17 protein-coding genes, 1 tRNA gene and 1 other RNA gene are annotated in these 18,521 nt (G+C 61.4%); 10 read left to right on the top strand and 9 right to left on the bottom strand.

The features are described from left to right. Window positions 1–91: 91 nt before the first annotated feature. Window positions 92–167 (top strand) — tRNA-Lys (locus FSY59_RS02785). A 390-nt stretch (window positions 168–557) separates the two neighbouring features. On the opposite strand, the gene FSY59_RS02790 is transcribed toward FSY59_RS02785, so the two are convergent. After that, on the bottom strand, window positions 558–743 hold the full coding sequence (locus tag FSY59_RS02790) for a hypothetical protein (protein ID WP_003056699.1): 186 nt from the start codon (window positions 741–743) through the stop codon (window positions 558–560). Between the two features lie 452 nt (window positions 744–1,195). Here FSY59_RS02790 and FSY59_RS02795 point away from each other — a divergent pair, with 452 nt between their 5' ends. From FSY59_RS02795 to rimO, 4 genes are all read left to right on the top strand, one after another. Further along, on the top strand, window positions 1,196–1,630 hold the full coding sequence (locus FSY59_RS02795) for a lipocalin family protein (protein WP_255439118.1): 435 nt from the start codon (window positions 1,196–1,198) through the stop codon (window positions 1,628–1,630). Window positions 1,631–2,373: 743 nt separating this feature from the next. Next, entirely contained in the window at window positions 2,374–3,609 is a 1,236-nt protein-coding gene (locus FSY59_RS02800; protein ID WP_019044247.1) for an EAL domain-containing protein, read from the top strand. Window positions 3,610–4,293: 684 nt separating this feature from the next. Next, window positions 4,294–4,626 (top strand): hypothetical protein, encoded by a 333-nt coding sequence (locus FSY59_RS02805; protein ID WP_019044248.1) that lies wholly within the window; start codon window positions 4,294–4,296, stop codon window positions 4,624–4,626. A gap of 465 nt (window positions 4,627–5,091) precedes the next feature. Next, on the top strand, window positions 5,092–6,498 hold the full coding sequence (gene rimO, locus FSY59_RS02810) for a 30S ribosomal protein S12 methylthiotransferase RimO (protein ID WP_148728428.1): 1,407 nt from the start codon (window positions 5,092–5,094) through the stop codon (window positions 6,496–6,498). A gap of 299 nt (window positions 6,499–6,797) precedes the next feature. On the opposite strand, the gene ffs is transcribed toward rimO, so the two are convergent. Continuing rightward, window positions 6,798–6,893, bottom strand: an RNA gene (gene ffs / locus FSY59_RS02815) — signal recognition particle sRNA small type. 103 nt (window positions 6,894–6,996) lie between these two features. Here ffs and dnaX point away from each other — a divergent pair. From dnaX to recR, 3 genes are all read left to right on the top strand, one after another. Then, window positions 6,997–9,168: a DNA polymerase III subunit gamma/tau gene (dnaX, locus tag FSY59_RS02820; RefSeq protein ID WP_050874923.1), complete on the top strand. Its 2,172-nt coding sequence runs from the start codon at window positions 6,997–6,999 to the stop codon at window positions 9,166–9,168. Between the two features lie 27 nt (window positions 9,169–9,195). Next, window positions 9,196–9,528, top strand: a complete 333-nt coding sequence (locus FSY59_RS02825; protein WP_003056681.1) for a YbaB/EbfC family nucleoid-associated protein — start codon at window positions 9,196–9,198, stop codon at window positions 9,526–9,528. A 163-nt stretch (window positions 9,529–9,691) separates the two neighbouring features. Next, on the top strand, window positions 9,692–10,282 hold the full coding sequence (recR, locus tag FSY59_RS02830; protein WP_003056679.1) for a recombination mediator RecR: 591 nt from the start codon (window positions 9,692–9,694) through the stop codon (window positions 10,280–10,282). A gap of 130 nt (window positions 10,283–10,412) precedes the next feature. Here the strand turns inward: recR and FSY59_RS02835 are convergent, their stop codons facing one another. Both FSY59_RS02835 and gloB read right to left on the bottom strand, forming a co-directional pair. Next, window positions 10,413–11,936: a transglycosylase SLT domain-containing protein gene (locus FSY59_RS02835; RefSeq protein WP_019044249.1), complete on the bottom strand. Its 1,524-nt coding sequence runs from the start codon at window positions 11,934–11,936 to the stop codon at window positions 10,413–10,415. Next, window positions 11,936–12,709, bottom strand: a complete 774-nt coding sequence (gloB, locus tag FSY59_RS02840) for a hydroxyacylglutathione hydrolase (protein ID WP_003056675.1) — start codon at window positions 12,707–12,709, stop codon at window positions 11,936–11,938. The genes FSY59_RS02835 and gloB overlap by 1 nt, the downstream gene beginning before the upstream one ends. Window positions 12,710–12,728: 19 nt before the next feature. On the opposite strand from gloB, the gene FSY59_RS02845 reads away from it, so the two are divergent. Both FSY59_RS02845 and rnhA read left to right on the top strand, forming a co-directional pair. Next, entirely contained in the window at window positions 12,729–13,562 is an 834-nt protein-coding gene (locus FSY59_RS02845) for a class I SAM-dependent methyltransferase (RefSeq protein WP_003056673.1), read from the top strand. Next, window positions 13,559–14,008, top strand: coding sequence for a ribonuclease HI (gene rnhA / locus FSY59_RS02850; protein ID WP_003056672.1), 450 nt, complete (start codon window positions 13,559–13,561; stop codon window positions 14,006–14,008). Before FSY59_RS02845 ends, rnhA begins: the two co-directional genes overlap by 4 nt. Window positions 14,009–14,026: 18 nt before the next feature. Here rnhA and FSY59_RS02855 read toward each other — a convergent pair whose 3' ends face one another. The 5 genes from FSY59_RS02855 to FSY59_RS02875 all read right to left on the bottom strand — a co-directional run bounded on the left by FSY59_RS02855 (window position 14,027) and on the right by FSY59_RS02875 (window position 18,350). Next, entirely contained in the window at window positions 14,027–14,353 is a 327-nt protein-coding gene (locus tag FSY59_RS02855; protein ID WP_148728429.1) for a thioredoxin family protein, read from the bottom strand. A gap of 53 nt (window positions 14,354–14,406) precedes the next feature. Beyond that, entirely contained in the window at window positions 14,407–15,780 is a 1,374-nt protein-coding gene (gene glp, locus FSY59_RS02860; RefSeq protein ID WP_050874927.1) for a gephyrin-like molybdotransferase Glp, read from the bottom strand. A gap of 87 nt (window positions 15,781–15,867) precedes the next feature. Further along, window positions 15,868–16,533 (bottom strand): molybdenum cofactor guanylyltransferase MobA, encoded by a 666-nt coding sequence (mobA, locus tag FSY59_RS02865; protein WP_003056669.1) that lies wholly within the window; start codon window positions 16,531–16,533, stop codon window positions 15,868–15,870. After that, window positions 16,526–17,668, bottom strand: coding sequence for a GTP 3',8-cyclase MoaA (gene moaA / locus FSY59_RS02870; RefSeq protein WP_148728430.1), 1,143 nt, complete (start codon window positions 17,666–17,668; stop codon window positions 16,526–16,528). Before moaA ends, mobA begins: the two co-directional genes overlap by 8 nt. A 97-nt stretch (window positions 17,669–17,765) precedes the next feature. Next, on the bottom strand, window positions 17,766–18,350 hold the full coding sequence (locus FSY59_RS02875) for a DUF2889 domain-containing protein (protein WP_050874987.1): 585 nt from the start codon (window positions 18,348–18,350) through the stop codon (window positions 17,766–17,768). Window positions 18,351–18,521: the final 171 nt, after the last annotated feature.

The following is an 18,521-nucleotide window of genomic DNA, read 5'->3' on the forward strand; positions in this document are numbered from 1 at the left end:
CTAATTCGCGTTTTCGGCAGCGGGCCTGGAAAAATAGATTACAATAACGTTATTCCACTGATTAGGCAACTACTGCTTTTAAGGTGTGGCAGGGTCTTTAGCTCAGTCGGTAGAGCAGCGGACTTTTAATCCGTTGGTCGCGAGTTCGAATCTCGCAGGACCCACCAAAGATAGCAAGGCCCCGTAGCAATACGGGGCCTTTTCTTTTGCTATCAATTAGGCAGCAAGAGCCAGATTCAAGCTGCTTTTTCTTGGCATGTGTGCGGACGAAGCAGCGCCTTGCAGGAGCTGCGCAGTCAATGGGCTACGGCGGATGGAGTCCAATGCCAATCAGCATTGGTATCTGGGCTCACTGCTTTTTCGAGTCCAAGGACTTTGTTCCTCAGTGTGGTGCCGGCTTTGGGGAGTGGCCTGCAGTACTTGCACTCGGGATCATTGAAGCGGGGGAGTAGGCCCAAGCTTGCAGTGTGCGTCGCCATTTGTTCATTCCCCAAAGCGGGCTCCCGCTTGTTTCGGCGGTGACAGGGTTTGTGCTGCCGTTCGGGCCGGATCTGCTGCTACGGGGTTTTACTTCTTCCTCGGTAGTTCAGGTCGGTGGCCGAGTAGTTCTCGCGCTTGCGCCAGTCCATCTGAATCGGGCCGGCATGGTTGGCAGGATAGGTGATGCGCTCTTTTTCGCGATTGAGTTCCCACTGCTTTGCATCCACGATGTGATGGACGGTGGACTCTTTGGATTTACTCATGGGGCAGGCGGCCTTCAATCAAGTTGCTGAACCAAAAGACGACGGTACAGCTGCCGCGATGGCGCGTCCAGTGAATTCGCAGGGTGGCCAATGGTTCGCTTGAATTGCGTTGGAATCACGACTACATCAAGTATTTTTAGGGTAGATGTGGATAGTTGCAGCAGGAGACATATGTTCGCCTGTGCGTCTTTGGGGCAAAGTGGCGGCGGCCTTTGCTCGCCCGTCAAAGCTGCCCCCAGCTGTCTTGCACCCTGGCTTCCCAGAACGATAAAAGCCCGCTTTGCAGGGCGGGCAGGAGCATGAATGGTTGAATGAGGCTTTCAACTTCGGGAACAACCATGCGTTTTTCGAGAAGTTCGTCGATTCGTTGTGCTGGTTTGACGGCGGTTGCGGCGGGAGTTGCCGCTGCATTCTGGGGTTGCGCAGTCTCGGTCCCTCAAGGCGTGCAGCCTGTGAGTGGCTTCGATGTCACGCGCTATAAGGGCACCTGGTACGAGCTTGCGCGGATAGAGCACCGTTTTGAAAAAGGACTCAGCCAAGTCTCCGCGCAATACAGTCTGAACGAAGATGGGACCGTGACCGTCATCAACCGGGGCTATGACCCTGCGAAGCAGGAATGGCGGCAGGCCCGGGGCAGGGCGCGCTTTCTGGGCCGCCCTGATGTGGCAGCACTCAAGGTTTCCTTCTTTGGTCCTTTTTATGGCGGCTACAACGTGGTGAGTCTGGATGACGAATATCAGACGGCCCTGGTGATAGGCGACAGCCTTGATTATTTCTGGCTGCTGTCGCGCAGCAAGACCATTCCCGAGCAGCAGTTCAGGCGCCTGCTTGAAAAAGCCAACTCACTTGGGGTCGACCTGAGCCGCGTGCAGGTGGTCGCTCAGTAGTGCTCTCATACGCAAAGTCATCTGCAAAGCAGCAGAGCGCTCAGAAAGTTCTGTCATGGACGGGCTGGAGTGACCAGGGCAGGGGGTGCCATATGCGCGCTCACTGCCGCAGGTAAGGCCTTACGAGGTCCCAGCGGGACAACTCAGTGCAGCATCGAGTGGTTGAGTGCGAGACATGCTGCTCTGACGCTGATCGTGGTGGCACCGGGAAAGCGCTTCATTGCGTCTTCAAGAGCGGCGCACGTGCTGGGGAAGAGCGCCGTGTAATAGGCTCCCGCCACTTTGATGATGCACCGTCTCATTGATCTCTCCTCGAACCCAAACAGTAATTAACTGGATATCGGGCTATTTGTATCAAACTGAAACATAATTTTGTAAAGTCCGTCGACCTTGATGCAGTCATTGGTTCGGCCCAGACTTTTACCCGCAGATGCATCATGCGGAGCCGGACGTGGCTCCAGTTCGATTGCTGTCCGTTGTCGCTGTGATGGAGAGGTCTGTAGGCGGGCGTTTGGCAGACGCCACGTGACAGGGCGATCAGGCCCGGTTTGGCGGAAAAGCGTGGTTGCAGCGGCGGCTGAAATCGAGACAGATTGCGGAACCTACTGGGTTGATTGACATTTTTTCCACGCTCGCTGCTGAGAAACTGGCTGCGCATCGAGGCTTATCGCTTCACATTGAATGCTGTTTTGTATTAAAAAGTGACAAAAGTCATGTGAGTCGACTGTATGTAAGAGGGGGGCATGCAGATGAACGATCTGGAGCTTGAAGGAAATCGCCATCTCAATCACTTGATGAGATCAGGTGTGTGTGCCGAAGGTGTTGATCGCATACTTCGTGCGGTTCGCAAGCACCTTGGAATGGATATCGCCTTTGTCTCGCACTTCGGAGCCGCTGATCGGGTGCTCAAGCATTTGGACAGTGTTTCGGGTGGACCGCTTTATCAAGGTCAGAGCATTCCCATGCAGGAGGGATATTGCCTGAAGGTGGTCCACGGCGAGTTGCCCGAATGCATTCCGGACACCAGTCGGGTGCCGGCTGCTCAGCAGATTTCCGCAACCCATGCCATTCCAATCGGCTCCCATCTGAGTGTTCCCGTCCGGCTCACGGACGGGCATGTCTATGGCACGCTTTGCTGCTTCAGCTTTCTCCCGAATCCCACGCTGGGCGAGCGTGACATGCAGTTGCTGCGGGCATTCGCCGAGATCCTGGCTGACCGCATCGAAGAGCAGGCCGCAGAGGAGCGGATCAAGGCACAGCTGGTTGGCGAAGTGCGTTCCGCTTTGGCGCACGGCGATCCGAGAATGGTGTTCCAGCCGATCTGCAGTCTGCGCGACAAGGCCATCTGCGGCTTTGAGAGCCTTTCGCGTTTTGATGTCGAGCCCAGACATGCGCCGGATTACTGGTTCGACGTGGCAGACAAGGCAGGGCTCGGCGTTGATCTGGAGTTGTGCGCGATTGCCAAGGCACTTCCTGCGCTGCAGCGACTGCCTGCCAGCAGCAGCGTCAGTGTCAACTGCTCGCCACAATTGCTGCTGAGCAGCAAGTTCCACCAACTGCTGGATGGCATCGATGATCTCTCCCGCCTGGTCCTGGAGATTACCGAGCATGCAGCGGTCAAGGATTACAAGGCACTTGCCGTTGGACTGGAGCCCTATCGTCGCCGGGGCGCGAAACTGGCGGTTGATGATGCCGGCGCGGGCTATTCCAGCATGCGGCACATCCTCAATCTTGAGCCGGAAATCATCAAGCTGGATATGAGTCTTACCCACTCGATCGACACCGACGAGAAGCGGCGTGCGCTGGCCAGAGGCCTGATCAGCTTCGCGCATGAGATCGGAAGCCTCGTGATTGCCGAGGGCGTGGAGCGACCTGAAGAGCTGGAAATGCTCCAGAGGCTTGGGGTGGATTGTGCTCAAGGGTATCTGCTTTCCAGGCCGCTTGAGATTGAGGCAGCGGCTGTGTTTTCACTGCACTGACAGGCAGCGGCGGCGGCATCGACTGCCACACCGTCTGAGTGCCGATGAACTTGCCAGTGGCTTGTTGGATCAGCTGGCCCAGTGCACCGGCATTGAGCCATATTGACCCCGCCTCATGCCCCTCTTGGCGAGGCCAGGGGAGTTTCGGAGCCCAGGTGCGACGAAGCCGACCTGGCCTGCAACAGGGCTAGCGTAAACATCTATTCAGCGTTATCAGCTGGTGCACTCATACTGTTAAAAAGTGTAAATCACAGGGGTGCAACTATGAAATGGCTGCTTGTCAGTTTCGCGTTCGTGGCGCTCACACTCTGTATGAGTTTTTTTGCATCAATCGTGGACGATCTGAGGAAGGCCAGCGACCAGAATTGATCGGGAGGCTGTTTTTGACAGCTCCCATGCAAAAGCATTTCTATCGGTCGACCGTGACCATCGCATTCATGGTGTTGGGTCAATGTCCATAGGTGCTCCCGCTATCGCATTGGGTTTTCCAAAGGTGTCTTGATTCTCTGACAGCCGTTTGATGAGGCCGAGGTGAACGTTGTGGAGGGACTTGCAGCGCGTCTGAGTAGGCTGCTGTGACGGGCATGGCGGGGCAGGACCTTCGACCCGCAGCCGACAGTTGACCCCTGTAAATGCGTTCGACTATGCTTGTTGCATTTGGTCACATTGCATGGGGAGGGCGCTTTGCCAAGCATTGAAGTTTTCGAAAAACTCACTGGCCGCAAATTTTCCAATGCGGAACTCTTGCACACCAAAGTGCTTGCTTTTCCTGAGGAAGGGAAAAGGAGGGTTGTCTATGGGCTGCTGGCTGAGGCCATAGACATTGACTACTCCCAGAAGTCGCTTTCCGCGCTGAGTGAGCAAATCAAGCTGGCACTGTGCAATATCGAGCGTGTTGTGCCCAGAGCTTTCGTGGGGCAGAACATTCGTGTGTACGAGGGCGGCAACCACCTGGACATCATCAATGATGGTGTGGGGAGTATGGGATGGTTGATTGTGGAGGAGTATTCAATCTGATCGGCCAGCGCTTTCGGGAGTCTGAGAGGCCCAGGCTGGAGGGGCGCAGGTCCTATTTTCAGTCAGCGTGATCCATGCCGCTTTTTCGCCTCCGCTTCAGTCGGCGAGCTTTGGGGTCTCGAAGGAATCAGGCCACCACGCCATACCTGAGCTGTGGGGATAAAGACCAGGAGGGCGTGAGCAGCCAGATGCGTAGCTGGTAAAATCCAGCAGTTCACCTGTTTGGGTCCGCGTCTATGTTTGACGCAGACACGGGCTTTTGATTTGTTGGTACGCGAGTACGCATCTCGCAGGACCCACCAGAATACAGGCGCTACAGCCATGGAAACTGTAGCGCCTTTTTCGTTTACCGGTTTTCTCATCGTGCGCGCAGCGGGCTCGAGCCACAGAGTCGAGTCTGCTGATCTGGCCTTTGAAATAAAATTGCTGCTTGGCGCGTAGACGCTGCGCTGCTGGAAAAATCAAATGAAATCAATCGACTCCGATAGCCCCACGCAAACCGCTATCCCCAAGGTAGGCTTTGTTTCGCTGGGCTGCCCCAAGGCCTTGACTGATAGCGAGCTGATTCTCACGCAGCTCAGCGCCGAGGGTTACCAGACCTCCAAGACCTTTGAAGGCGCTGACCTGGTCATCGTCAATACCTGCGGCTTCATCGACGATGCCGTCAAGGAAAGCCTGGACACCATTGGCGAGGCTCTGGCTGCCAACGGCAAGGTGATCGTGACCGGCTGCCTGGGCGCCAAGGCCGGCAAGGATGGCGGCTCCACCATGGTGGCCGAAGTTCACCCCAGTGTGCTGGCCGTCACCGGCCCCCATGCCACCCAAGAGGTGATGGACGCTGTGCACACCCACCTGCCCAAGCCGCACGATCCATTCGTGGATCTGGTGCCCGGCAGCTTTGGCGATGCGGGCATCAAGCTCACGCCAAAGCACTACGCCTATCTGAAGATTTCCGAAGGCTGCAACCACCGCTGCACTTTCTGCATCATTCCCAGCATGCGCGGCGATCTGGTCTCGCGTCCGATCGGTGATGTGCTCAAGGAGGCCAAGGCACTGTTCGAAGGAGGCGTCAAGGAACTGCTGGTGATCAGCCAGGATACCTCGGCCTATGGCGTGGATGTGAAGTACCGCACCGGTTTCTGGGACGGCAAGCCGGTCAAGACCCGCATGCTGGAACTTGCTGACGAGCTGGGCAAGCTGGCACAGCAGCACGGCGCCTGGGTGCGTCTGCACTATGTCTACCCCTATCCCACCGTGGATACGGTCTTGCCCCTGATGGCCGAGGGCAAGATCCTGCCTTACCTGGACGTGCCCCTGCAGCACAGCCATCCCGATGTGCTCAAGCGCATGAAGCGACCCGCGTCGGGCGAAAAGAACCTGGACCGTATCCGTGAGTGGCGCAAGATCTGCCCCGAGCTGGTGATTCGTTCCACCTTCATTGCCGGTTTTCCCGGCGAGACCGAGGAAGAGTTTGAGCATCTGCTTAACTTCATTCGCGAAGCCGAGATCGACCGTGCCGGCTGCTTTGCCTACAGCCCCGTCGAAGGCGCCACCGCCAACGAACTTCCCGGCATGCTGCCCGAAGAGGTGCGTGAGGCGCGCCGTGCGCGCTTCATGGAAGTGGCCGAAGAAGTCTCCACCCAGCGTCTGCAGCGCCGCGTGGGCCAGGTCATGAAGGTGTTGGTGGACAAGGCCGTCAGTCTGGGCAAAAAAGGCGGTGTGGGCCGCACCTATGCCGATGCTCCCGAGATTGACGGCGTGGTTCACATCCAGCCGCCCGAGAAGGCCAGCAAGACCTACAAGGTGGGTGAGTTGATCAGCGTGCGCATTGTGGGCACGCAGGGGCATGATCTGGTGGGCGTTCCGGTTTGAGCTTCCATGGTGTCCCTGCACGGCGCCATGTCAATCCGGTAAAAATAGAAAGGTCGCAATTGCGGCCTTTTTTGCATCCGATTTCTTGGTTGCCGCTTTTGTCTGCCGCAGGCCTGCAGGAGACCTTGAAGCAATGGCGGGCTCAGGTTCGGCTCTGAACGGTGCCGCCTTCCCAGGCATGGGAGGTCGATGCGAAACACTTATCCTGGACAAAGCGCCGCAGCATGGTGTTGTTCATGGTGAAGAATGGCCTTTCCCGGAAGACAGCCTCTTGTCTGTAAAAGAGGTTTCCATCGAAAGGTGACGAGCCTGATCTCGGCACTGTATCCACAGTTAGGGCTGCTTGGTTCCCCACCTGACCCGGTTGGCTGCTTCCCCATGCGAGGAGGCCCGTCACTCTCGATTATAGATGCAAAACCGACACAGTTCCGCGAGCTGTGAAATGAGATTCCAGGAGCAGGCTTGTTGGCATGTCCCGGCCCCGTAGAATCAGAGGCTATGTCTTATTTAGTGCTTGCTCGCAAATACCGGCCCCGTACCTTCACTGAAATGGTGGGGCAGGAGCACGTGGTTCAGGCTCTGACCAATGCGTTGACCCAGCAGCGCCTGCATCACGCCTATCTGTTCACGGGCACACGTGGCGTGGGCAAGACCACGGTGTCGCGCATTCTGGCCAAGTCGCTGAATTGCCAGGGCCTGGATGGCAATGGTGGAATCACCGCAACCCCTTGCGGGGTATGCGCAGCATGCACTGAAATAGATAGCGGTCGTTTCCCCGACTACACCGAACTGGATGCTGCATCCAACCGCGGTGTGGATGAGGTGCAGAGCCTGCTGGAGCAGGCGGTGTACAAACCGGTGCAGGGGCGCTTCAAGGTCTTCATGATCGACGAGGTGCACATGCTGACGAACACCGCGTTCAACGCCATGCTCAAGACGCTGGAGGAGCCTCCCGAGTATCTGAAGTTCGTGCTGGCCACGACCGATCCGCAGAAAGTACCGGTCACTGTGCTCTCGCGCTGCCTGCAGTTCAATCTGCGCCCGATGGCGCCCGAAACGGTTCTGGAGCACCTGACTCATGTGCTGGACAAGGAAAGCGTGCCGGCAGAGCCTCAGGCGCTGCGATTGCTGTCGCGCGCAGCGCGCGGCTCCATGCGCGATGCGCTGAGCCTGACCGACCAGGCGATTGCCTTTGGCAGCGGGCAGTTGCAGGAGGCGACGGTGCGCCAGATGCTGGGCAGCGTGGATCGAAGCCATGTCTTTCGCCTGATCGATGCCCTGGCGCAGGGGCACGGGCGCACGGTGGTTGAAGTCTCCGAAGAGCTGCGCCACAACGGTCTGTCTGCTGCATCGACACTGGAGGAAATGTGCGCCGTTCTGCAGCGCATGGCCGTGTTGCAGGCCGTGCCGGATATGCCGCTGGATGCCAGCGACCCGGAGGCTGCCGAAGTAGACCGACTGGCCAGTCTGATGCCCCGCGACGAGACGCAGCTGCTCTACAGCATCTGCCTGCACGGCCGCGTCGAGCTGGGACTGGCCCCGGATGAGTATGCGGCGCTGACCATGGCGCTGCTGCGGCTGCTGGCCTTCAAGCCGGCACATGCCGAAGCCGGCACGGCTGAAAAAAAAACTCCGGCGCTGAGGCCTAGCCGGCCTGTTGTCCAGGCTCCGGCGCCGATTCAGCAGCCTCCGGCTTCACCGCCGGTGGCGAAGGAGGTGCCAGCGACCGAGGTCCAGTCCTTGCCGTCTGTGCAGCAGCCTGTTGTGCAAGCCGTACCGGAGTCGGCACCAGCGCAAGAGCCTGAGTCAGTCGTCGCCATGGCCGAGCCTGAACAGATTCAAGCGGTTGCCGATCGCTCGGATTCAGCTGTGTATTCCGCTGCAAGGCCTGTGATGCAGGCAGCCCCGGATTCGGCCCGGTCGCCAGCGCCTGCCGTGACGCCTGAGCCTGCTGCGGTTCAGCAAAACATGGCTGCTGCGAATCAGGAAGCCGCCGCCGAGGCAGACCATATGCCTGCCGACGATGCGTCCGAGAGCGCCGAGGCCGTCGATATGGTTGATGCTCCCGAAGAGCAGGATGCCGGCGAAGCGGCCTGGGCAGGCATGCCCGATGAGGGCTGGTCTGACGATGGGCGCTGGGGCGATGATGCCGACCTCGATGTCGGCCAGCCCCTGCATGCCATGCCGCCCATGGAGTCGGATGAGCCGCCAGCCCAGAGCGCAGGCGGCGGCTATGCCAGCACGGCCCAGGATGCAGCCCCCGTGGAACGCACCCCCGAGGGCGATCTGTGGTTTGACGTGGTGCAGCAGTTGTTGCAGAGCGAAGCCGTGGTGGCAGTGGCGCGGCAACTGGCGCTGCAGTCGCAACTGCTGGGTCGTGAAGGCGATCTGTGGCGACTGCGCGTGGAGTCCAGCTCGCTGAATCAGGCTGGCACGCGTGATCGTTTGCGTGCTGCGCTGGAAGCGGCCGGTCATGCGCGACAATTGCAGGTCGAGCAAGGGCCGGTGACGGACAGTCCTGCCCGCCGACTGGCCCTGGAAAGACAAGCCAGCCAGTTGCTGGCCGAGGACATTGTCAAAAGCAATCCGCAGGTGCAAACCTTGATGCGAGACTTTGGCGCGAAAATCGTGCCCGGTAGCATCAAGCCCATATCTATTCAGCCTGAATAAGGCGTTTCAACAAAAGAAGGAATTCTCATGTTCAACAAAGGACAACTCGCCGGTTTGATGAAGCAAGCTCAGGCCATGCAGGACAACCTGAAGAAGGCTCAGGATGAGCTGGGCAATATCGAAGTCGAAGGCGAATCCGGTGCCGGTCTGGTCAAGGTGGTGATGACCTGCAAGCATGACGTCAAGCGCATCACCATCGACCCCAGCCTGCTGGCCGAAGACAAGGACATGCTGGAAGACCTGGTGGCTGCCGCCTTCAACGCTGCTGTGCGCAAGGCCGAAGAGACCTCCAACGAGAAGATGGGCAAGATCACTGCCGGTATGCCCGGCCTGCCCGGCGGGATGAAGTTCCCGTTCTGACGGATTTCCCCCTGAGCGGCCCTGCCGCTTCCCCGGCCAAGGGATGGCTGCGATGCCGCGACGCGGCTCCTGCTTGCTGTCCCTGGCCGGGGTGTGAGGGGAGTGAATGGCGATCTGCGCAGTGGCAGATCGCCTTTTTTCTGGTGACTGAAAGGACAAACCCGTGTCTGATGTGCAATCTCTGGATGCCTTGATCGAGGCCTTGCGCCGGCTGCCGGGCGTGGGCATCAAGTCGGCACAGCGCATGGCGTTTCATTTGCTGCAGCGTGACCAGGCCGGGGCGCTGCAACTGGCGCGGGCGTTGGACTCTGCGGTGAACTCGGTGCATCACTGTGAGCGCTGCCACACGTTTACCGAAGGCGCCATCTGCAGCATCTGTGATGACGCCGGGCGCGATGGCGCGCGGCTGTGCGTGGTCGAGGCGCCGGCCGATCTGGCGGCCATGGAGCGCACGGAGGCCTATCAGGGCTACTACTATGTGCTGATGGGGCGGCTGTCGCCGCTCGATGGCGTGGGCCCCAAGGAAATCGGCATGAAGCAGTTGCTGGAGCGTGCCTGTGACGGTGTGGTGCAGGAGGTGATTCTGGCAACCAGCTTCACGGCCGAGGGCGAGGCCACGGCCCATGCCATCAGCGAGGCGCTCAAGTCGCGTGGCATCCTGGTCACGCGGCTGGCGCGCGGCGTGCCCATAGGCAGCGAACTTGAATATGTGGATCTGGGCACGATTGCCCACGCGCTGGTGGATAGGCGCTGAAAAATATTGCTTGAATTGGCTTTAATCGCCCATCTATAAAGCGTCTTCTGCTTTCTTTTTTTTGAAAGAGCAGAGATGGAAAAGCCCGCTGGTTCTGCGAACAGCGGGCTTTTTTTGCGGATGATGAGGCCTATTTGCGCTTCTTGGCAGGTGTACCGCCACGAGCCTTGGGTTCGCTCTTGCCGCCACGGGGAGCTGGCGCGCTGCTGCTCCTGGCGTTCTTGCTGGCGGCTGCCACCTTGCTGCCGCCACGGGTGTTGCGGGCCGAGCTGTCATTGCTTTCGGCGCGGGCGCTGCGGGCTGCGCGGCTGGGCAGGTAGGCAATCAGCGACTGGCCGGGGCGCAGGGATGCCGTCGACTTGAGGTCGTTCCAGTCCGCGAGGTTGGAGACGCTGATGCCATAGCGGCTGGCCACGCTGACCAGGGTATCGCGCTTTCGCGCCTTGACCGTGGTGCGCACGGTCACGACTTCAGGGGCGAAGGAGATCTGACCGTTGTCTGCCACATGGCCGGGCACATCAGTCTTGACATTGGCATCGCGCGGCACCATCAGTGTCGAGCCGGCCTTGATCAGCATGCGCGGCGGGATGTTGTTGATGGCGCGCAGATCGGCTTCGCCCAGGCCTGCGCGCTGGGCGGCTTCGGCTACGGTGATGGTGGTGGGCACGGTCCATACCGTCCAGCTGGCAAACTGGCCTTCGCTATAGGCCTGCAGATTGCGGCGGAAAACCTTGGCATTGTCCCAGGGAAGCAGCACCTGCGGCGTGGCACGCGCAAAGATCACCGGCTTGTGAAAGCTGGGGTTGAGCGCCTTGAAGTCATTCACGCTGACATCGGCCAGCTTGGCCACCAGCTCCACGTCGATATCGTGCGGCAGATCCACGGCCTGGAAATAGGGGTGGTTTTCGATGATGGGAAGCTCGGTGTTGAACTTCTCGGGCTCGGCCACGATGTTCTTGACGGCTTGCAGCTTGGGCACGTAGTTGCGGGTTTCGGCCGGCATCTGCAGGTCAAGGTAGCCCGCGGGCTGGCCCAGCTTTTCATTGCGCTTGATGGCGCGGCCCACGCTCCCCTCGCCCCAGTTATAGGCGGCCAGGGCCAGATGCCAGTCGCCGAACATGTTGTAGAGCTTTTGCAGATAGTCGAGCGCGGCGCGGGTCGAGGCCAGCACATCGCGGCGATCATCGCGGAAGACGTTCTGCTTGAGGTCGAAATAGGTGCCGGTGGCCGGCATGAACTGCCACATGCCTGCAGCCTTGGCGCTGGAGACGGCCTGAGGGTTGAAGGCGCTTTCGATGAACGGCAACAGCGCCAGCTCTGTCGGCATGTTGCGGCGCTCCAGTTCCTCGACGATGTGGAACAGATACTTGCTCGATCGCTCCGTCATGCGCTGGATATAGTCGGGGCGGGTGGCATACCACTGCTCCTGGTTCTGGACCAGATCCTGCTCCAGGTTGGGCATGGCAAAGCCCTTGCGGATGCGAACCCAGAGGTCGCCCGTGGCTTCCAGTTCAGCGACTTCGGAGCTACCGACTTTGCCCTGGCCCAGGGGTTTGAGCGGGCCGTTCGGATACATGGGGTCGACGCTGCTGGTGGTGGCGCAGCCGGTCAAGATCAGTGCGCTTGTCAGCAGCAGGGTGGATAGCAGCTTCATCAGAAAACGTTTTTCCATTGGCGCAGGGTGGCCAGCACGCTGGCGGGGTCCTCGGGCCTGGTTTGAGGATCATGGTGCACGGCGGCTGCGATCACATCGGCAGCGCGGCTTCGCATGAACGGGTTGATGGCCAGCTCGGTCTGCAATGTGGAGGGCAGCGTCGGCTGCCCGCTCTTGCGCAGTTGCTGGCAATGTTCCAGATACTGAGCCAGTTCTGGATTGTTTGGTTCCACGGCCTGCGCAAATCGCAGGTTGGAAATTGTGTACTCATGTGCGCAGCACACCAGCGTGCTGCCGGGCAGGGCGGCCAGTGCGTCCAGCGAGGCCTGCATCTGCGCTGCCGTGCCTTCGAAAAGGCGGCCGCAGCCGCCCGAGAAAAGCGTGTCACCGCAGAACAGCAGGGGCTCGCTTTGCGCCCGGGTGCTGAAGAAGGCAATATGACCGCTGGTGTGTCCGGGCACATCGATGACTTGCCAGGGGCCGCCGAGCAGCTCGATGCTGTCGCCGCCCTGCACGCGCGTGACGGGCTCGGGCAGGGACTCGTAGGCTGGGCCCCAGACGGGAGCGCCGGTGGCCGCGCGAATGGCATCGATGCCGCCCACATGGTCGGCATGATGATGGGTGACTAAAATGCCCTGCAGTTTCAGACCCCGCTGTGCCAATGTGCTCAGCACAGGCTCGGCCTGACCCGGATCGACGACCACGGCGTGTTCCGCATCGTGGAGCATCCAGATGTAGTTGTCGGAAAAAGCGGGAATGGGCAACAGGTTCATGAGCTGCAAAATTATAGAGATGCATCACTGGACGGATTCAGCCCTAGGGCACTACCTCCTGGAATGGGAGCAGCAGCGCTTTGACGAGGCGGTGGCCGATATCTTTGGCTACCACGCCCTGCAACTGGGCTTGCCGCAGCTGCAAGGCCTGCGCGGCAACCGCATGCCCCATCGCTGGCTGGCGCTGGAGGGGCTCGATCCCGTTCCGGATGCAAAAGCAGGCACTGTAGCGCAAGCGGCGGCGGTCCGAGTGTCGCAGGCGCAGCCGCCCGCCGAAGAAACGCAGAATTTTGCCCCGTTGATGCCGGCGCTCAGGACCGCTCCGGAAGCCCTGCCTTTTGCCGAGGCCAGCCTCGACCTGCTGCTGATGCCGCATACGCTGGAGGCCTCCAACGACCCGCATGCCGCGCTGCGCGAGGCTGCGCGCGTGCTGGTGCCGGAAGGTCGGCTGGTGATCAGCGGGCTGAATCCCTCCAGTCTGCTGGGTCTGCAGCGACGGGTGGAGCGCAGCGCGGGCTATTTGCCGGACCTGAGCCTGGGCGTGGGCTACTGGCGTTTGCGCGATTGGCTGCGATTGCTGAGCTTCGAGATCGAAGCCGTGCAATTTGGCTGTTATCGTCCTGCCACTCAAAGTGAGAAGTGGCTGAGCCGCTGGCAGTTCATGGAAGGCCTGGGCCACCGCTGCTGGCCGGTGATGGGGGGCGTCTATTGCGTGGTCGCCGTCAAGCGCGTGCAGGGCATGCGAATGATGAGCCCGAGCTGGCGCAAGAGCAGCGTGCCGGTTGGCATGAAGGCGCCCGTTACCCAGAAGCAGCCGCCGGACATGTTCTGGCGTAACAAGGAAGAAAATTGAATCAAGTTGTGATCTATACCGATGGCGCCTGCAAGGGCAATCCCGGGCCTGGGGGCTGGGGCGCATTGCTGCAGGCCGGATCGGCGCAGAAGGAACTCTTCGGTGGTGAACTGGGAACCACCAATAACCGCATGGAGCTCAAGGCCGTGATCGAGGCTCTGTCCGCGCTCAAGCGCCCCTGCGATGTGGTGCTGTATCTGGACAGCCAGTACGTGCGCAAAGGCATTACCGAGTGGATACAGGGCTGGAAGGCCAAGGGCTGGGTCACCGCTTCCAAGGAACCAGTCAAGAATGTCGAGCTATGGAAGCAGCTGGACGCGCTGGTTCAGGGCAGCGGTCACCGTATCGACTGGCGCTGGGTCAAGGGCCATGCCGGGGACCCCGGCAACGAGCGCGCCGATGCGCTGGCCAACAAGGGCGTGGAGCTGGCCCTCAAAAACGGCTGAGCCAGCCGCTGCGCTGGCTCAGTTCGTGATCTGCGCCAGTGCTTCTTGGATCTGCTGCTCGGATTCGGGACGCACGATGCGTGCCATTTCCTTGCCGTCACGCAGAAAAATCAGCGTGGGCCAGAGCTTGACGCGATAGCTGCGCCCCAGCGGCCGGCCGGGGCCGTCTTCCACCTTGATGTGCGCCACTTCGGGCTGGTCAGCCAGCGCGGACTGCAGCAGCGGCTGGGCGCGCTGGCAGTGGCCGCACCAGGGGGTGCCGAATTCCAGCAAGTCCGCGCCCTTGAGCGCATCGATGGCCTGCCGTGTGGGTTCTGTGGCCCAGTGGGTGGCTTGGTATGGCATGCAATATTTCCCAGAATGGATCGAGGGTCGAGGATCAGACGGCAAGTCTGTCTTCAGATCAGACCCTGCAGCAGCAGGATGTTGACGGATTCTCCGGGCTGGACATCGCCGCGCGCATCGTCCAGCACGATGATGCAGTCGGCTGCGACCATGGAGCTGAGCACGCCCGAGCCTTGCGGGCCCGTGGTGCGCACGGCGGCCTGGCCCTTCTTGTCGAGTTCGAGCACGCCGCGCAGATATTCGGTACGGCCCGGGCGTTTGCGCAGGCGCTCGCCGCTGATCGCCTGCAGCAATGGCACGGGGGCGACGCGTTCGCCTGCCAGCATGGCCAGGGCCGGACGCACAAACATCAGAAAGCTCACCATGGCGGCCACCGGGTTGCCGGGCAGCCCCAGCAGCACCGCCGGGCGTTGGGTAGGTGGTGTATTGCTCTGACTGTGGGAGACGCCTGCGCTTGTCTTGATCGGGATGCCTGCCGATCTGGTCAAGGAGATTCCGCCTGCGGGAGCGAGCAGACCCACCGCCAGTGGCCGACCGGGGCGCATGGCCACACGCCAGAACTGCACGGTGCCCAGACGTTGCAGCATCGCGCGGGTGTGATCGGCCTCGCCGGTGCTGATGCCGCCACTGGTCAGCACCACATCGGCCAGGGTGGCTGCTTCGCGCAGGCGGTCTTCCAGCGCGGTCGGCTCATCGGGCACGGCCCCCAGGTCCAGCACATGGGCGCCCAGGCGGTGCAGCAGCGCCTGCAGGCTGAAGCGGTTGCTGTCGTAGATGGCTCCCTCGCGCGGCTCGGCGCCGGGGCTCAGCAGCTCGTCGCCGGTGGAGAAGTAAGCCACGCTGAGCCTGCGCCGCACGCTGACCTGGCCCAGTCCCAGGCTGGCCAGCAGGCCCAGGGCGGCTGGGGTGAGACGCTGGCCGGCCTGCAGCGCCACAGAGCCTTGCTCCAGGTCTTCGCCGCGCAGGCGACGATTGGTGCCTGCCTGCAGGGCACAGCCGTCAAACCGAATGCACTCCTGGTCAGCGCTGGCCTGCTCATGGGCTACTACCGTATCCGCACCCACAGGCATGACCGCACCCGTCATGATCTTCACGCATTGGCCCGCGCCAAGCTGGCCTTGCCACGGCCCTCCGGCCAGAGCCGTCCCCACCACACGCAGCATCAGTGGCTGGCCGGGCTGTGCATGCTCCAGTTCACTGCTGGCAAAGGCATAGCCATCCATGGCGCTGTTGTCATGGGGAGGGACATTGACGGGGCAGATCACATCGGCTGCCAGCACACGATCCAGAGCATCGGGCAGGGCGACGGTTTCCACCTCGGCAACCGCACCCAGCGGCTGCAGCAGGGCCTGTAGCTGTTGCAGTACCTGGTCAGTGGTCAGCGTCTGGGCGCTGGTGGAGGCGGCAGGTTGAAAAGTCGCAGTCATAACGGCAAAAAAATAAAAAACCTCATGACGGGATGCGGCCATGGGGCTGCGTGGCACTTTACGCTTCTGGCTTGACGTGCCGGTGAATCAGGGTTGGCGCTCGGTGGCGATTTGCTCCAGATCAAGCAACTGGGCCAGCGTATTGGCGTTGCTGAAGGCCTGCTCGTCCCCAGGGCGGTCAAATAGGGCCTGGGCGCTGCGATGCTGGCCGGTCCAGGCGTCTATCTTGCGGCCGCCGCCGATGATGAAGCACTCCAGGCTGGAGGCGAGCTGGGCCCGCAGCAGGCAGAACACGGGCTGGGCGCGCAGCTGCGGCGGCTGGCCCGGCTTGGCATGCTCGGTATCCCAGCCGTGAGCGATGACGATATCGGCATCGCCGCGCGACGCCAGCATTCGCGCCGCCAGATCGAGGGGCAGCAGCGGCGTATCGCAGGGCACGCACAGCAGCCATGGCGTGCGGCAATGCGCGAGGCCGGCCATGAAGCCCGCCAACGGGCCGGGGTAGTCGGGCAGGCTGTCGGCGCAGACCTCGGCAGCCAGTGGCTGGCCCAGCTCGGCATAGGCCGCTGCATTGCGATTGGCATTGATGAGCAGGGGGCCGACCTGCGGGGCCAGGCGCTGCAATGCATGCAGTGCCAGTGGCAAGCCCTGAAAGCGCTGCAGGCCTTTGTCCACGCCGCCCATGCGCGCGCCGCGCCCCCCGGCCAGCACGCAGCCGGTGATCTGCTCAGGGGGGATGCGTGAGTCAGCCACCGATATAGCTCATCTCGATGCGCCGGCCTTGCCGCTGCGGCGCCATATCGGGCGGCATTTCGCTGCGCAGCTGCGAGTAGCGATCGTCGCGCTGCTGCCAGATGGGGGCGATGGCAGCAGCAATCTCGGCATCGCTGGCACCGGTGCGCAGCAGGCTGCGCAAGTCCCAGCCCTGGCTGGCGAACAGGCACAGATAGAGCTGGCCCTCGGTGGACAGGCGTGCGCGGTTGCAGTCGCCGCAGAAAGCGTGGGTCACGCTGCTGATGACGCCCACCTCGCCCAGCTGCGGGTCATATTGACCGCTGGCATCGGCATAGCCCCAGCGCACGGCGGTCTCGCCCGGGGCGCTGGGCGCCAGCGGGATCAGCGGCAGCTCGGCGCGCAGACGCGCTATGACCTCGTCCGAGGGCAGTACCTCGTCCATGCGCCAGCCGTTGGTGGCACCCACGTCCATGTATTCGATGAAGCGCAGGGTGATTCCCGTGCCGCGGAAGTAGCGGGCCATGGGCAGGATCTGGTCGTCATTGGTGCCGCGCTTGACCACCATATTCACCTTGATGTGCGACAGACCTGTGGCCTGCGCAGCCTCGATGCCGGCCAGCACATCGGTCACGGGGAAATCCACATCGTTCATGCGCCGGAACACGGCGTCGTCCAGCCCGTCGAGGCTGACGGTCACGCGGTTCAGGCCGGCTTCCTTCAGGGCACGGGCCTTGCGTGCCAGCAGCGAGGCGTTGGTGGTCAGTGTCAGGTCCAGCGGCAGGCCATCGGGCGTGCGCAGCTCGGCCAGCTGGGCGATCAGGGCTTCGATGTTCTTGCGCAGCAGCGGCTCGCCGCCGGTCAGGCGCAGCTTGCGCACGCCATGGGCGACAAACAATCTGGCCAGGCGCGTAATTTCCTCGAAGCTCAGCAGCGAGCTATGGGGCAGATATTGGTAGTTCTTGTCAAAAACTTCCTTGGGCATGCAGTAGTTGCAGCGGAAGTTGCAGCGGTCGGTGACGCTGATGCGCAGGTCGCGCAAAGGCCGTCCCCATTGATCCTGCAGCAGCCCGGTAGGGGCCTGCAGGGGGCTGGGGACGATTGCGCTGCGGGATGCCGCACGCTCATCGACCAAGGGGATCACACGTTCTGCCATGGGCTCGATTGTGCCGCAAGAGCGAAGTCCGGGCCGGCTGCGGGCTTGTTGTGGGCTATCAAAATTGATAGCTGGTAGCACTTGTCGGTATTGTGAATCAGGCTTGTGTGGTGGTTTCCCTGAGTTGCTGCTGAGCCTGCGGCTTCCAGTCCTTGAACTCGGGGTAGAACTCTGCCACGCCGGGGCCGTTGAAGTCCCAGCCCAGACACTGGCCCAGGTGGCGTGGCGGCAGGCCCGAGCCATTGGTGCCGAACTGGTTGAGCACGGTGTGAAATGCGGGCGTTGCCATATTGAACAGCAACTCGCGCAGATGCGTGCAGCCCACCACCCCGCCCAGATTGTCGGCAATCGCGCGGCGCCAGCCGCGAGCTATGCAGCAGCCCACCATCTTCTGCATGGACTTTGTGGCCTGGGGGCAGTGGCCCAGAGGGTGGTCGTCCATGGCAGCCTCTATGCCGTGCACCACCATGTCGGCATCGATGGTCAGGCGGATCCACATATGGTGAATCGGCTTGCCTGCCGGCACTTTGCGGCGGCCGTGCAGCTCGATGTCATAGGTTTTCTGGTCGATCAGCTCGGCTTCCACGTCCCACATGCCGTCATCACGGGCATAGCCCCGGTATTTGACGTCGCGCATGTGGATGGGGGCTGGCGTGCGGCTGGCACTGGGAGGCAGGGGCATGGGGTATCCGTTGTTATGGCGGGCGACGACGGCATGTCGGAACCTGGCTGGATCGCCCGCGATGATCTTGAAGCGGGTCTGGTGCGCCAGACCCGATTTCATTATCAAAGAGATAGCAGGCTTGTCCAGCACCAAGCCGACAGCGGGGCGACTCCGAGCCAGGCGGCGAGC

The organism is Comamonas sp. Z3 (genome assembly GCF_008121565.1).
In the GTDB taxonomy this organism is placed as follows: domain Bacteria; phylum Pseudomonadota; class Gammaproteobacteria; order Burkholderiales; family Burkholderiaceae_C; genus Comamonas; species Comamonas brasiliensis.

Coding starts and splice junctions, on each gene's coding strand:
- FSY59_RS02800 (WP_019044247.1), top strand. CDS start 2,374: ATGCAGATGAACGATCTGGAGCTTGAAGGAAATCGCCATCTCAATCAC.
- FSY59_RS02825 (WP_003056681.1), top strand. CDS start 9,196: ATGTTCAACAAAGGACAACTCGCCGGTTTGATGAAGCAAGCTCAGGCC.
- dnaX (WP_050874923.1), top strand. CDS start 6,997: ATGTCTTATTTAGTGCTTGCTCGCAAATACCGGCCCCGTACCTTCACT.
- rimO (WP_148728428.1), top strand. CDS start 5,092: ATGAAATCAATCGACTCCGATAGCCCCACGCAAACCGCTATCCCCAAG.
- FSY59_RS02790 (WP_003056699.1), bottom strand. CDS start 743: ATGAGTAAATCCAAAGAGTCCACCGTCCATCACATCGTGGATGCAAAG.
- FSY59_RS02855 (WP_148728429.1), bottom strand. CDS start 14,353: ATGCCATACCAAGCCACCCACTGGGCCACAGAACCCACACGGCAGGCC.
- glp (WP_050874927.1), bottom strand. CDS start 15,780: ATGACTGCGACTTTTCAACCTGCCGCCTCCACCAGCGCCCAGACGCTG.
- FSY59_RS02845 (WP_003056673.1), top strand. CDS start 12,729: ATGCATCACTGGACGGATTCAGCCCTAGGGCACTACCTCCTGGAATGG.
- moaA (WP_148728430.1), bottom strand. CDS start 17,668: ATGGCAGAACGTGTGATCCCCTTGGTCGATGAGCGTGCGGCATCCCGC.
- FSY59_RS02875 (WP_050874987.1), bottom strand. CDS start 18,350: ATGCCCCTGCCTCCCAGTGCCAGCCGCACGCCAGCCCCCATCCACATG.
- gloB (WP_003056675.1), bottom strand. CDS start 12,709: ATGAACCTGTTGCCCATTCCCGCTTTTTCCGACAACTACATCTGGATG.
- FSY59_RS02835 (WP_019044249.1), bottom strand. CDS start 11,936: ATGAAGCTGCTATCCACCCTGCTGCTGACAAGCGCACTGATCTTGACC.